The following is a 13775-nucleotide window of genomic DNA, read 5'->3' as shown; positions in this document are numbered from 1 at the left end:
TCATGAAACTTGATGAACTCGATACCCCTGCGGCGCTGGTCGATATCCCGCGGATGAACAGGAATATTGCGCGCATGCAGTCGCGCATGAACGCGCTCGGCGTGAGGTTTCGCCCGCACGTGAAAACGACCAAATGTCTGGAGGTCGTGCGGGCGCAATTGGCGGCCGGCGCGAACGGCATCACGGTATCGACGCTGAAAGAAGCGGAAGCGTTCTTTGCGGCTGGCGTGACCGATATTCTCTATGCGGTCAGTATCGCGCCGTCGAAGCTGCCAAGAGCGATGGCGCTCAGACAACGGGGCTGCGATCTGAAGCTGGTGGTGGATAACACGCGCGCAGCGGTGGAGGTTGCGAAGTTTTGCGCCGGACGGCAGGAAGCCTTCGAAGTCTGGATCGAGGTGGATACAGATGGGCATCGCTCAGGGATCGCACCGGAGCAGGATGCGTTGCTGGAGGTCGGGCGCATCCTGCACGACAGCGGCGTCAAGCTTGGCGGCGTGATGACGCACGCGGGATCCAGCTACGAGCTTCACACGCCTGACGCGCTGTCTGCGCTCGCCGAGCAGGAACGCTCGGGCTGTGTTCGCGCAGCGCTACGGCTGCGTGACGCGGGCCTCCCTTGTGACGCGGTGAGCGTCGGTTCGACACCCACCGCGTTGTCCGCCGGGAAACTCGATGGCGTATCCGAGGTGCGCGCGGGTGTTTACGTCTTTTTTGATCTCGTGATGCGCAACATCGGCGTATGCTCAGCCGATGACATCGCTTTGAGCGTGCTCACGACGGTCATCGGCCATCAGCCGGAAAAAGACTGGGTGATTGTGGACGCAGGCTGGATGGCGATGAGCCGCGACCGCGGGACGTCGCGGCAGACGGAAGATTTCGGATATGGTCTGCCCTGCAGCCTCGATGGCACGCCTTTGACCGACTGGGTTTTGAGCGGCGCAAACCAGGAGCACGGCATTCTGTCGCCCGCTCATGAGATTCAGCAAACAACGAGCCTGGCGACACGCTTTCCGATCGGAACGAAGCTGCGTATCCTGCCCAATCATGCCTGCGCGACGGGTACGCAGTTCCCGGAGTATCACGCGCTATCCGCAGATGGCGATACAACCGTATGGAGCCGCTTTCATGGCTGGTAACGAATCGGGCACGCGATTGCCGCGCACGGAAAACCCGGTGAACCTGCGTCCCCCGGGGGGCCACTATAGTCACGTGGCGATCGCAAACGGACTGGTATTCGTGTCCGGTCAGTTGCCGATCGACGCGCAGGGCCAAAAGCTGACGGACGCGTCGTTCGAGGTGCAGGCAGAGCAGGTGCTGGCGAATCTCAAGGTCGCGCTAGAAGGCGCAGGCAGCAGCATCGCGCAATTGGTACAGGTTCGCGTCTATCTCGACGATATCGAGCATTGGCCGAGTTTCAATCAGATCTACGCGGATTGGGCGGGCGAGACGCGGCCGGCACGCACAATTGTGCCGACGGGGCCGCTCCACTTCGGCTTCAAGATCGAGATCGAAGCGACGGCAGTGCTGTAGGTTGCTTGTGGTTGCTTGTGCTCATGGCACGGAATCGCGGGAGCCGGCCGGGAAGCTGGCCTCCGGGCGCGAGTGTGACTAACTGGGCAGGCTCGATCGGGTGGCCGGTATGTGAAGGCGGATTCAACCGGCCACTCGGCCCGGAGCATGACCGGTTCCCCATGCGGCGGTTCTTCGAGACACCCAGTTGGGCACCAGGCGGCCGCTTCAGCATGGCTGCCTGGCCGTTCCCGGTCAGTAGCGTTTTTTCGGCGGCAACGACCGTTTGACCAGCTTGCGCACGCGTGCCACTGCAGCAGCCTTTTTGCGCTTGCGTTCTGTGGTAGGTTTTTCATAGGCTGTCCGGGCACGAAGCTCCTGAATCAACCCCGTGCGCTCGATCGCGCGACGAAAACGGCGTAATGCAACGTCCACGGGCTCGTCGGGTTTCAGAATTACGGTAGTCATTTTTTTCCCTGGTTGAGATCCGTCAGCAATGGCGAATAGTGATGAAGATGGGCACGCAGCGTCGTGGTACAGACAAGAATCTACGCCAGCCGACGCTCGCGTATCGCGCCATCAACGACGGCGAAATGCGGTTCTTGGCGATGCGGGACCGCTGCGCTCATCTTTATGTCGAAAATTGATACGTCCTTTCGTCAGGTCGTACACCGAAAGTTCCAGCGTTACCCGATCGCCAGCAAGGATGCGAATGTGGTTCTTGCGAATACGACCGGACGCGTACGCCCCTACCACCACGCCATTGTCGAGCGTGACGCGGTAGCGGCTGTCTGGCAGCACTTCTTCAACGATACCGTCGAGTTCCAGCAGTTCTTCTTTGGCCATTCAAGGTTCCTGATCGATTGGCGGGACGTGGGCCCGGATGCCGCCGTGAGGAAGAAGTCGCGAGCGTTGATCGACGCGCGCTCGCGCGGTAGTGGGAAGCATGAAGATTGCTGGGCAGCCCCTGCGTCCAGGAGGTCATGGACACCGCCTTGTCGGACGGCGAATCAGGTACGCAGGGGATGGGGCAGACGCGGCGGCTCGCAATACCGATGCGAGCCGGGGCGTGCAGTCCAGCGAGCACGGTATCGCCGGCCTCACTGGACTATCAATCAAAGGAAAGTTCGCGACTAATCAACTCGCGTCTTTTAATGCTGTGCGAAGCGAACTAACCCTGCATTGTAACCGAAGGTCGCCATTTGCCCTGCCACTTTCGGCGGGGCCAGAAGGAGGGGACGGTGTCAGCCGTGGGTGCCGACGATACGCGGTTCGGGATAATGCGTGATGTTTGGGCACGTGTTGTTGCACCCGCCCTGGCGCTCAGATGAGTTGGGGGTTGCGAACTGTGGCGTCGTTTTTAACCGCGCATATCGATCCAGTCGCGTGCCCACAGGGTCGAGTGCTGCAATGCCTGCTCTTCACTCTTGAAGTACTCGAGCGAATAGAACCAGTAGCGGCCTTCGTCTCGCGCGCTATCGATGCGTTCGAGCAGCAGGTTGGATGAGAAGCTTCCGTCAGGCAAACGATGTGCCGAGGATTCGACGGCATAGCCGTTGTATTGTTGCATTTGTTTGTTTTGCATTTTAATTTTAATCATAGTTGAGTGCGCTCGTGCCGTGCGAAAAGTGCACGGGTGCGCCGATTCAAAGCGATTCGAGCCGAATACTGACGCAGTCGAAGAGCGAAAAATGGCGTTGAGGCCAGAGGGGAGAATGAGGTGCAACGAGGCGTATGGCGCCTGGCAAGCTGCTCAATAAACAGATGCCAATCAGGAGTGATCGCGCCAACTGAGGGAGACTAAACTCCGCGAGGGTGTCGCTGCAACCCGGCATCCATCGGGATGCCGGGCCCTTCAACTTTACAGCGGCTTGATGTTAGCCGCTTGCAGCCCCTTCGGGCCTTGCTTCGTTTCGAAGCTCACCTTCTGATTTTCAGCCAGCGTCTTGAAGCCATCGCTCCTGATTTCGGAGAAGTGAGCGAACAGGTCGTCGCCGCCCTTGTCCGGGGTGATGAAGCCGAAGCCTTTGCTGTCGTTGAACCACTTAACGGTGCCGGTTTCCATGAAGAATCCTTGAGGAAAAAATAGGAAGATTTGCTCTATTAAAGAGTGCGTGAAGCTTCAAGGAGGGAAAGGACACGAATACCGCTGAGGAGCGAGCAATTGATGAACAGCAATCGAACTTCTTGAACTTCGTGCAGCAGAGTACCCGCCGGGTGGATTGGCGTCAAGACTTATCTTGTAACTGCTTCACCACGCGCCCGTTCTGCAGGCTAAGCGATGCGGGGGTGCCCGGCTGCGCCCCCTTGCCAGCCATGGCGTACAGGTTGGACAGAGGTGGCGGGCCGGCACTGCATGAAAATGCCACCACCGCGTTCGCTTGATCGAATCCGCGGCCCTCTGGCAAAACCCGGCCGCCATAGACATTCAGGTTTGGCGATAGCGGTCGTTAATCAACGGCAGGTGCGATCGAGCCGAGCCGTTTTCCCTTTCTGCCCGCCACATCATTCGGTCCGATTGAACGAATCACGTAGAAAGCCTGATGAAAGCAATCGTTAACGCTCGCCATCGCACAGAGTCGAGCCCTGTTCTAATTCGCCCGACCGCGGAAGACGACTGGCAAACCTTGAAGACGGTCTTCCTGGCCGCGCTGCTTGACAGCCCAACGGCATTCGGCCTGAGTTACGCCACCGCGGCCGCGTATAGCGAGCAGCAATGGCGCAAATGTGCTTCAGGTCAGACGCAACCGCAATATCTGGTAGCCATAGTGCAAGGGCAAGCAGTCGGTCTTATCGGCGACGCGATAAGCCGCTCGCGCGAATACAACCTGATTGCCATGTGGGTTCACTCGAAGTGCCGAGGCTTGGGAATTGCAGGTCGCCTGGTCAACGCAATCCAGGCGCGTGCGATCGAACGCGGACAGCAAAGAGTCGTGTTGAGAGTCTCGCCAGACAACACCTGCGCTGTAGGTCTCTATCGCCGACATGGCTTCCAGTTCTTGCCCGAACGAGAAGCGCTAGCCAATCAGCCCGGCATCAACGTGCAGAAAATGGAATGGAAGAGCGGTGGCTGACTGCCAGTGCGACTTCCCTTGCGAACGGCCGGTATCCGGGTCGCCAAATCTTGCTCATGGATCGACATGACGTAGTCGTATCCGAAGCGCAGCCGGTCGTATGGGACGAACGCCTGTCCGTTCTTTTCACCACAGGTGAGTTCGTGCCCGACCACATCGGGCAGTCGTCGGCCAGCATGAGACATTCGACGGCCACGGCCAGACTGGCAACCGTTGCCAGCATATGGGGCGGCCGAACGTTAGCTCGAGCCATCGGCCACTATTGCCGCGTGAGCATGAGGTTCAGGTTCTGAACCGCAGCCCCGGATGCGCCTTTGCCAAGATTATCGAAAACCGCGGACAGCAGGACGTGCTCGTGTTCGACGTCATGAAATACGCTTAAGTGCATGTCGTTCGTACCATTCAGCACTTGTGGATCCAGGTGTTTTAAGGCGCTCGATTCGTGCAGCGGCAAGACGCGTACGTGAGTTGCCTCGGCATAGTGGCGTGCGAGGCATGCGTGTAACGTGGCGCCATCCACGCCGGGCGCCAGCAGCCGCAGCGCCAGCGGCACCGTCAGCACGATGCCCTGACGGAACGCTCCGTACGCAGGGACGAAAATGGGACGCTGCGCAAGCGAGGCGTGTTGCTGGATCTCCGGCGTGTGCTTGTGCGCGAGTTCCAGGCCATAGACCTGGTATGAAGGCGCGTTGCCGGCTCCCGGCCCCTCGTGTTCCTCCACGCCGGCACGCCCGCGTCCGGAGTAGCCGGATACCGCATGAATGCTGATCGGGTAATTGCCCGGTATGAGCCCGGCCTGCACCAACGGACGCAGCAGGCCAACTGCACCGGTCGGATAGCAACCAGGATTGGTGACCCGACGTGCGTTTGCAATTCGCTCAGCCTGCCCCGGCGTCATTTCCGGAAAACCGTAGGTCCAGTCCCGCTGTATGCGGTGGGCGGAGCTTGCGTCGATAACCCGGACGGCAGGATTGGCAATGGCGCCCACTGCCTCGCGCGCGGCGGCATCCGGCAAACAGAGGATGGCGATGTCGCAGGCGTTGATGGCTTCTGCGCGACGCCGCGAATCTTTGCGCTCAGCAGCGGCAAGTGTGAACACTCTGATGTCCATCCGGTTGCGCAGCCGGTCGTGGATTTGCAGCCCGGTGGTGCCTTGGTCGCCGTCGATGAAAACTACGGGAGAGCTCATACGTGGATGACTCCGCTGACTGTGGGTTGTAACAGGTAAAAACGAGCCCCTATGTTGCGCGGACGGCTAGAATAGAGAAAGTTGAATTTCATAACGCAAACATTCAGTTTTTCTGAATCTGGACGCCGTCATGCGAGAGATCAGCCTGGACCGCTTGCGCACTCTGGTCGCCGTTACCGACCGTGGTTCATTTGCCGATGCGGCGCGTGCCCTGCACCTGGCGCCGCCAACGGTCAGCCTGCACATCGCCGAACTCGAAGACCGCATTGGGGCTCCCCTCCTGTCACGCAAGCGCGGACATGTGGGGCCGACGTCTATCGGCGAGGTGCTGGTGGAGCGCGCGCGCCGACTGCTGGCCGACGCGGAGCAGGCGTTAGACGATGTTCAACGCCAGGTTGAGGGGCTCGAAGGGCGTGCGCGTCTCGGCGCGTCCACGGGCGTGATCGCACACCTGCTGCCGCAAGCGCTCGAGGTCCTGCGCGAGCACCATCCCGCCATCGACATTCAGATTGCAGTGCTGACTTCGCAAGAAACCCTGTCCCGGCTGCTGGATGGAACGCTGGATGTCGGGCTGGTCGCGCTGCCTCAGCCCCCGGTGGCCGGGCTCGTGATAAAGCCTTGGCGCCGCGACCCTGTGATGGCCTTTTTGCCGGCGCATTGGCGGTGTCCGGCCCGCGTTACCCCTGAATGGCTCGCCGCCCAACCTCTCATTCTCAATGACGCGACCACGCGTCTCTCGCGTCTGACTGCGGAGTGGTTCGCAACCGGTGGGCAGCATCCTGCGCCGCGCATTCAGCTCAACTACAACGACGCGATCAAGAGTCTGGTAGCGGCAGGTTACGGCGCAGCGCTGTTGCCCCACGAGGCCACTACGCCATTACCCGATAAGCGCATTGTCATGCGTGCGCTGCGTCCAGCGTTGTGGCGACGGCTCGGTATTGCACATCGTGCGGGGTACGTCGAGCGTTCCGCGCAACACGTACTTGATGTGTTGTGGGATTTGCGATTGGCGTAGGCGTTGCCAATTGCCGCTCCCTGGCAGTCCGGCGAATTCAAACGCCCATAGGGGCTCTCCCTGCGCGGCTACTGATCGTGTGCGAGCGCTTCGAGACGAGCGTTACCCGCGTCTTTCGCCGCGCGCTCCGTGGCGAAGGGTTCTTCGGCTACGAGCGAGCGCCGCACTTCGCGCGCATCGAAGTCGACGAGCGAGATAACCCACACCCATCCGCCGATCTGTTCTGCCGTCTGCACGAATGCACGCACGTTGCCTTTGTCCTTGGTGTTCATTTGACCTCCTCGATAGAAAACCACCGCTGGCGTCGCCCGCGCAGCGCAACGAGGGCGCATCGGTTACGCGCTCGGCGGTGAATTGTGCAAGCACTACATAAATCGCCATCACGGTTCCCAGTTACGAGGCAAAGTTCGGGAGACGCGCGTGGGGTACGGCCCTGCTGCCCCTGCCCCGCAACAACTTTCGGGGCAAATTCCGCCGTCTCGGCACTAGAATTCAAGCATGGTTGCATTCCCGAAGGAGGCTGCCATGACTCAGTCAATGATCAGTTTTTGGGTTGGCCTTGTAGTCCTCGTTGTCGTTGCCATGGCCCTGTCCCGTCGCTACAGGCGCGAACACCCGGCAGAGAGCCTGAACCAGTGGCTCGACACGCACCATATGAGCTGGATGCATCGCAAGCACTAGCTGGCGGCTCGGGCTGACACCGAAGAGCGCTCCCATTTCCTGCACTAGAATGGGTTATCGCCCGGATTCTCGTTAGAGGAATACCATGCCGACTTACCAGTACAGGTGCGAGAAATGCGGTGAGATGTTCGAGCATGCCGAGCATCTTGCTGAACATGAATCCGCTCATCCGCCTTGCCCCAAGTGTGGCAGCGAGAAGGTTCAGCACATTCCCACACCATTTGTGGCGAAAACATCCAGAAAGTCCTGAGATCTGTTCGGTTGCTCAGGTCTGCTCCGGATGCTCCCTGTCACGATGATGGTCCGCGGCGAGGAACATATACATCGCGGGCACGACGAACAGTGTGAACAGCGTGCCGATCGACATCCCCGTGAAGATCACGAGTCCCATCGCGTTGCGGCCGGCCGCACCCGCACCCGATGCGATCACGAGCGGCACGACGCCCAGCACCATCGCCGCCGTCGTCATCAGGATCGGCCGCAAGCGCACGCCAGCCGCTTCTTCGAGTGCTTCGCGCTTGCCGCGCCCCATGCGTTGCAGTTCATTCGCGAACTGCACGATCAGAATGCCGTGCTTGCTGACGAGGCCCATCAGCGTAACGAGGCCCACTTGCGTGTAAATGTTGAGCGTCGTGAGTCCCACGTTGATGAAGATCAGCGCGCCGAACAGCGCCATCGGCACCGACACGAGAATCACGACCGGATCGCGAAAGCTCTCGAACTGAGCGGCGAGCGCGAGAAACACGATGATCGTCGCCAACAGCAGCGTGGTCACGAAGCCGCCAGACTCCTGCACGAACTGTCGCGACAAACCCGAATAATCGGCCGTGTATCCCGCCGGTGCGACGTCGGTGGTGGCCTTGCGCAGGAAGTCGAGCACTTCGCCCTGCGAGATGCCCGGCGCGAGCACGCCGGAAATCGTGGCCGAATTAAGCTGCTGGAAGTGATTGATCGACTCAGGCACGACGTTGCGTTTCAGATGCGTGACCGTCGATGCGGGAATCACACTGCCATTGGGCGTGCGCAGGTAATAATCGAGCACTTGCGACGGGTTCAGCCGGTCCGTTTGCAGCACCTGCGGAATCACCTTGTACGAGCGGCCAGCAATCGAAAAGTAGTTGACGAAGTTCCCGCCGAGCGCCGCGCCCAGCGTCTGCCCGACATCGCTTTGCGTCAGGCCGAGCGAAGCGACTTTGTCGCGGTCCACGAGCAACACGCTTTCCGGCTTGTCGATCTTCAGATCGCTGTCGACGAAGAAGAACATGCCGCTTTCGCGCGCCTTTTGCAGCACGGCTTGCGACACTTCGTTGAGGTTCTCGAACGGCTCCGTCGTGCTGATGACGAATTGCACGGGCAGTCCTTGCGCGCCCGGCAGGGGCGGAAACTGAAATGCGGCGACACGCGCGCCCGCGATGCCGTTCCACTTCTGCTGCAACTCCTGCTGTAATTGCGTCGCGCCCTTCTTGCGCTTGTCCCACGTCTTGAAGAGCACGCCACCGATGCCCTGGTTCAGCGTCGGCACGCCCGTGAGCTGGAACATCTGCGCGTATTCCGGCAACTGCTTCGAGATTTCGAAGACCTGATCCGCGTAGGTCTGCATCTGCTGGATCGTCGCGTTCGGCGGCCCCAGGACCTGGGACAGAACGATGCCCTGGTCCTCCTGAGGCGCAAGCTCCGATTGCGACGTCATGAAGAGATAGACGGTGCCGCACAGGAGCAGCGCGCCCATCACGACGAACACGTGCCACGTGTCGAGCAACGCATGCAACAGACGCCGGTAGCCGTGATGCACACGTTCGAACTGCCGGTCGACGAAGCGTGCGAAGCGGCCCGACTGCTGGTCCATGCGGAAAAAGCGCGAGCACATCATCGGCGAAAGCGTCAGCGCGATCACGCCCGACACGGTGACGGCGCCCGCCAGCGTGAACGCGAACTCGGTGAAAAGCGCGCCGGTCAGTCCGCCCTGAAAGCCGATCGGCACGTACACGGCGATCAGCACGACCGTCATCGCGAGAATCGGGCCGCCGAGTTCGCGCGCCGCGATCAGTGCGGCGTCGAAAGGCTGCCTGCCCTCCTCTTTCATATGCCGGTCGACGTTCTCGACCACGATGATCGCATCGTCGACGACGAGGCCGATGGCGAGCACGAGCGCAAGCAGTGTCAGCAGATTGATCGAATAGCCGAGCACCTGCATCACGAAGAACGTGCCGATCAGCGAGAGCGGCATCGCGATCACGGGCACGATCACTGCGCGCAGACTGCCAAGGAAAAGGAAGATCACGACAGTCACGATCAGCAGCGCCTCGACGAGCGTCTTCACCACTTCTGCGATCGCCGTGTTGATGAAGTCGGTCGCGTCGTAGACGATGTCGCCCGTCATGCCCGTCGGGAACTGCTTCTGCAGATCCGGGAAGATCGTTTTCACGCGCTTCGCGACATCGAGCACGTTCGCATCGGGCGCCACCTTGATGCCGATGAACACCGATCGCTTGCCGCTGAACGCGACGTTGAAGTCGTAATTGTCCGCGCCGAGCACGACGTTCGCGACGTCTTCGAGGCGCACGATCGCGCCGTTCTTCTGCGTGACGACGAGTTTCTTGAAGTCCTCGACGGAATGCAGGTCGGTGCCCGCATTCAGGTCGACGCTGATCATCTGGCCTTTGGTCGTGCCGAGCGTCGCCAGATAGTTGTTGTTGCCGAGCGCCGTGAAGACGTCGGCGGCCGTCACGTTGTGTGCGGCGAGCCTGCCCGAGTCGAGCCATGCGCGCAGCGCGAACTGACGGCCGCCGAGAACTTCCGCCGTCTGCACGCCCTGGACCGAATCGAGCTTCGGCTTCACGACACGCAGCAGATAATCCGTGACGTTGTTGCTCGGCAGCACGTCGCTGTAAAAACCCATGTACATCGCGTCGGTGGTTTGACCCACTTGCACGGTCAGCACGGGCTGTTGCGCCTGCGGCGGCAACTGGTTGCGCACCGATGCGATCTGCGTGTTGATCTCTGTGAGCGCGCGATTGGAGTCGTAATTGAGCCGCAGCGTCGCGGTGATCGTCGAGACGCCCGTGGTGCTCGTCGACGACATGTAGTCGATACCTTGTGCCTGTGCGATCGCGGCTTCGAGCGGCTGCGTGATGAATCCGGCCATCGTGTCGGCGCTCGCGCCATAGTACGCGGTGGTGATCGTCACCACGCCGTTTTCGGTTTGCGGATACTCGCTGACCTTCAGCGCCGCCAGCGAGCGCAAGCCGAGCACGAGTATCAGCAGACTCACCACCGATGCGAGGACCGGCCGTTCAATGAAGATGTCGGTGAATTTCATCGCGCGCTCTTCTATTGTTCCTGGGGCGTCGGGTTCGGGCTGTTCGCAGGCAGCACGCGGTTGTCGATCACGAGGGGCGTGCCGTTTTTCAGCTTCAACTGGCCGCTCGTCACGACCTGCGCGCCTTCGCTGATGCCCTTGAGAATCGCGACCTGGTCGCCGCGCGTCGGCCCCGGCGTGACGAACACCTGTTGCGCGACGGGCATGATCTTGCCTTGTGCATTCTTTTGTTCGCCGGGCTTCACGACGAACAGAGTCGCGCCATACGGGTTGTAGGTGATCGCCGTTTGCGGCAAGGTCAGATAGCGCTGCGCTCCGCCCGCATCGATCTTCACGTTCGCATACATGCCGGGCAGCAGCTTGCGCTCGCGATTGTCGACGGTCGCCTCGATCTGGACGTTGCGCGTGGTGCTGTCCACGCGCGGATTGATCGAGCGGATCTTGCCGTCGAACGTGCGGTTGCCGAACGCATCCGTATCGACGACGATGGTCTGGCCAACCTGCAATTGGCCGAGCTGCTGCTGCGGCAGAAAGAAGTCGGCGTAGATCGGGTCGATGGCTTGCAGCGTGACGATGGCGTCACCCGGATTGAGGTACTGGCCGGGGTTGACCGTCGTGATACCGACGCGTCCCGCGAACGGTGCGCGAATCGTCTTCTTTACGACGAGGGCGGCCTGTTGATCGACCTGGGCTCGTTTACTCTTGAGGTCGGCGGCGTCGGCATCGAGCTGCGCCCTCGCAATCGCCTGAATGTCGAACTGCGCCTTGTCGCGCTTGTAGACCGTTTGCGCAAGGTCCGCCGCTGCTTGCAGCGACGCGAGCTGCGCGCGGTCCGAATCGTCGTTCAGGCGCACGAGCACCTGGCCTGTCTTCACCTCCTGGCCCGAGTTGAACGCGATCTCGCGCACGAGCCCGGCCACTTCCGTCGTCACGTCGACGCCGCGCACCGCGCGCAGGCTGCCCACTGCGGCAAGCTGCGGCTGCCATGTCTGATAGCTTGCGATAGCGGCCGTGACGGTGGCGGCCGGCGCGGCGTTGCTCGCCATGAACTTCCGGATCATGTGCGCCCTGAACAGATTGAAGCCGACCAGCGCGCCGAGCAGCATGCCCACGCAGATCAGCATGATGATCATCCGCTTTGCCATCGGTCTTTTCGTCGTCATCGTCATGTCCTGGCAGGGGCGGCCATTGCACAAGGATTCATTTCGGCGTAGCCGGCGTGGGCTGGTCTGCCTGGCTCGTCGCCGTGTCGTTCCACCAGCCGCCGCCGAGCGCCTGAAACAGCGCCGCCGTGTCCGCATAGCGCGCGGCCTGCGCCTGCGCGAGATTCACGACGGTCTGCTGGTATTGACGCTGTGCATCGAGCAGCGCCAGATAGCTGACGCCGCCGATGTGAAACTGGCCGCGCGTCAGGTCGAGCGAATCGCTGGCAGCACGCCATGCTTGCGTCTGCGCGCTCAGGCCGGTTGCATCGTGCTCTAGCGCCCGTAACGTATCAGCGACGTTCTGGAATGCGAGCAGCACCGTTTGACGGTATTGCGCGTTGGCCTCGTCGAATGCGGCTTCTGCCGCGCGCTTTTGCGCGCTCAACTGGCCGCCGTGAAAGATCGGCTGCGTGATGCCTGCGCCGATGCTCCAGATCATGTCGGCGTACTTGAGAAGGCCTGCGGGTGTCAGCGCCTGCGGGCCGTAACTCGCGGAGAGCGTGAGCTGCGGATACATGTTCGCCGTCGCCACGCCGACCTGGGCGCTCGCCTGATGCAGCGTGGCGTCGGCGGCGAGAATGTCGGGGCGCTGCCGCACGAGCGAAGACGGCACGCTGACGGGCAACGTTTGCGGCAGCGTGAACATCGACATCCTGAACTCGGGCACGTCCGTATCGCTCGGCGGCTTGCCCGCGAGGACCGCGAGCTGGTGACGCGTCTGGTCGAGCGACTGGTGCAACGGCGGCAATGTCGCGCGCGTCTGCGCCACCAGCGTTTCCTGCGCAAGTACCGCTGGGCGGCTCACGCCGCCCAGCTCGAGCTGCTGGCGCATGATGCGGAGCTGTGCGTCTTCGTCGTCGGCGATGCGCGCGGTCGCTTCGATCTGCTCCCGCAGCGAGGCTTCCTTGATGGCCGCCGTCACGATGTTCGCGGACAACGCGAGATACGCAGCCTGCAGCTGAAAGCCCTGGTAATCGACCTGCGAGCGCAACGATTCGAGCTCGCGCCTTCCGCCTCCGAACACATCGAGGTTGTACGACACGCTCACCGATGCGTTATAGAGGTTCAGCAGTTCCGTGAGCTGCGGCTCGCCGAACGTGACGCCGTTGAACTTCTCGCGCGTCGCATTGGCCTTCGCATCGACGGACGGATAGAGCGTGGTGCCCATTTGCGCACGAAGATTCTCGCCGGCCTGCCTGAGCGCCGCCTGCGCCGCGGCAACGTTGGGACTGTTGTCAAGCGCTTCGCGGATCAGCGCGTCGAGCGGCTCGCAATGAAAGAGCGTCCACCACTGGGCGGGAATGTCCTGGCCGGCCACGAACTGTTGCGGGACACCCGATGCGCCCGGCGCCGAGGCGGTTTGATCGGGTAGCGGCGTGGATGTGTAAGTGCCGGTAGCGGGCGGCGCGGGCGTATGGTAATCCGGGCCGACCATGCAGCCGGACAAGGCGATCAGGACAGTGACCCATGCAGCACGCGGAACCGTCTCGCAGGCTGCATGGCGGCGAGACGCACTGCGCGAATGCCAGTGCGAGCGGCTGCGACTGAAACCGTGGTTGACGTCATCGATCATCGATCCACCTTGTTTCACTGCGCGGAATACGAACGAAACGGCAGAGGCAGAGTTTGAAATCATGCCACAACATGTTCACGCGACCCGCGAACGGACTTCCCGGGGGCCCGCGCCTCACCGCAGGTGCCAGCCGAATGGCGGAGTCCCGAAGCTTTCGGATGACCGAAAGGGTTCCGAAAGCGGACTGATATCTCCCGATGCCAGGTG

Annotated in this window: 14 protein-coding genes; 5 read left to right on the top strand and 9 right to left on the bottom strand. The window is 61.5% G+C overall.

The genetic code is table 11. The features are described from left to right. Positions 1-2 precede the first annotated feature (2 nt). Both M3A49_RS07065 and M3A49_RS07060 read left to right on the top strand, forming a co-directional pair. Positions 3-1139, top strand: a complete 1137-nt coding sequence (locus tag M3A49_RS07065; protein WP_266228044.1) for a DSD1 family PLP-dependent enzyme — start codon at positions 3-5, stop codon at positions 1137-1139. Beyond that, positions 1129-1533, top strand: coding sequence for a RidA family protein (locus M3A49_RS07060; RefSeq protein WP_254354503.1), 405 nt, complete (start codon positions 1129-1131; stop codon positions 1531-1533). The genes M3A49_RS07065 and M3A49_RS07060 overlap by 11 nt, the downstream gene beginning before the upstream one ends. A gap of 234 nt (positions 1534-1767) precedes the next feature. Here the strand turns inward: M3A49_RS07060 and rpsU are convergent, their stop codons facing one another. The 4 genes from rpsU to M3A49_RS07040 form a co-directional block, all read right to left on the bottom strand. Then, complete coding sequence (gene rpsU, locus M3A49_RS07055) at positions 1768-1980, bottom strand: 30S ribosomal protein S21 (RefSeq protein ID WP_081772083.1); 213 nt, start codon at positions 1978-1980, stop codon at positions 1768-1770. Positions 1981-2091: 111 nt separating this feature from the next. Next, on the bottom strand, positions 2092-2358 hold the full coding sequence (gene infA, locus M3A49_RS07050; protein ID WP_081772082.1) for a translation initiation factor IF-1: 267 nt from the start codon (positions 2356-2358) through the stop codon (positions 2092-2094). 514 nt (positions 2359-2872) lie between these two features. Then, positions 2873-3097 (bottom strand): hypothetical protein, encoded by a 225-nt coding sequence (locus M3A49_RS07045; RefSeq protein WP_254354504.1) that lies wholly within the window; start codon positions 3095-3097, stop codon positions 2873-2875. Between the two features lie 276 nt (positions 3098-3373). Further along, entirely contained in the window at positions 3374-3577 is a 204-nt protein-coding gene (locus M3A49_RS07040; protein ID WP_028208954.1) for a cold-shock protein, read from the bottom strand. A gap of 478 nt (positions 3578-4055) precedes the next feature. Here M3A49_RS07040 and M3A49_RS07035 point away from each other — a divergent pair, with 478 nt between their 5' ends. After that, entirely contained in the window at positions 4056-4586 is a 531-nt protein-coding gene (locus M3A49_RS07035) for a GNAT family N-acetyltransferase (protein WP_266228043.1), read from the top strand. A 259-nt stretch (positions 4587-4845) separates the two neighbouring features. Here the strand turns inward: M3A49_RS07035 and argC are convergent, their stop codons facing one another. After that, the gene (argC, locus tag M3A49_RS07030) at positions 4846-5775 is read right to left on the bottom strand and encodes an N-acetyl-gamma-glutamyl-phosphate reductase (protein ID WP_266228042.1); all 930 of its coding nucleotides are present in this window, start codon (positions 5773-5775) and stop codon (positions 4846-4848) included. Between the two features lie 130 nt (positions 5776-5905). Here argC and M3A49_RS07025 point away from each other — a divergent pair, with 130 nt between their 5' ends. Continuing rightward, positions 5906-6790 carry a LysR family transcriptional regulator gene (locus tag M3A49_RS07025; RefSeq protein WP_266228041.1) on the top strand — a complete coding sequence of 295 codons (885 nt, stop codon included), beginning with the start codon at positions 5906-5908 and terminating at the stop codon, positions 6788-6790. 68 nt (positions 6791-6858) lie between these two features. On the opposite strand, the gene M3A49_RS07020 is transcribed toward M3A49_RS07025, so the two are convergent. Continuing rightward, positions 6859-7062 (bottom strand): hypothetical protein, encoded by a 204-nt coding sequence (locus M3A49_RS07020; RefSeq protein ID WP_233888910.1) that lies wholly within the window; start codon positions 7060-7062, stop codon positions 6859-6861. A gap of 494 nt (positions 7063-7556) precedes the next feature. Between M3A49_RS07020 and M3A49_RS07015 the strand changes: the two genes are divergently transcribed. Beyond that, complete coding sequence (locus M3A49_RS07015) at positions 7557-7721, top strand: FmdB family zinc ribbon protein (RefSeq protein WP_028208948.1); 165 nt, start codon at positions 7557-7559, stop codon at positions 7719-7721. A gap of 15 nt (positions 7722-7736) precedes the next feature. Here the strand turns inward: M3A49_RS07015 and M3A49_RS07010 are convergent, their stop codons facing one another. From M3A49_RS07010 to M3A49_RS07000, 3 genes are read right to left on the bottom strand one after another with little or no spacing between them, the layout of a single operon-like run. Continuing rightward, complete coding sequence (locus M3A49_RS07010; RefSeq protein ID WP_254354508.1) at positions 7737-10790, bottom strand: efflux RND transporter permease subunit; 3054 nt, start codon at positions 10788-10790, stop codon at positions 7737-7739. A gap of 11 nt (positions 10791-10801) precedes the next feature. Then, entirely contained in the window at positions 10802-11953 is a 1152-nt protein-coding gene (locus tag M3A49_RS07005) for an efflux RND transporter periplasmic adaptor subunit (protein WP_266228039.1), read from the bottom strand. Between the two features lie 37 nt (positions 11954-11990). Further along, on the bottom strand, positions 11991-13568 hold the full coding sequence (locus tag M3A49_RS07000; RefSeq protein ID WP_266228038.1) for an efflux transporter outer membrane subunit: 1578 nt from the start codon (positions 13566-13568) through the stop codon (positions 11991-11993). Positions 13569-13775 lie beyond the last annotated feature (207 nt).

Source organism: Paraburkholderia sp. CNPSo 3076, from assembly GCF_026343935.1.
Taxonomy (GTDB): domain Bacteria; phylum Pseudomonadota; class Gammaproteobacteria; order Burkholderiales; family Burkholderiaceae; genus Paraburkholderia; species Paraburkholderia nodosa.
The sequence above is the reverse complement of the archived record's forward strand: the minus strand, read 5'-3'. Positions and strand labels throughout refer to the sequence as shown.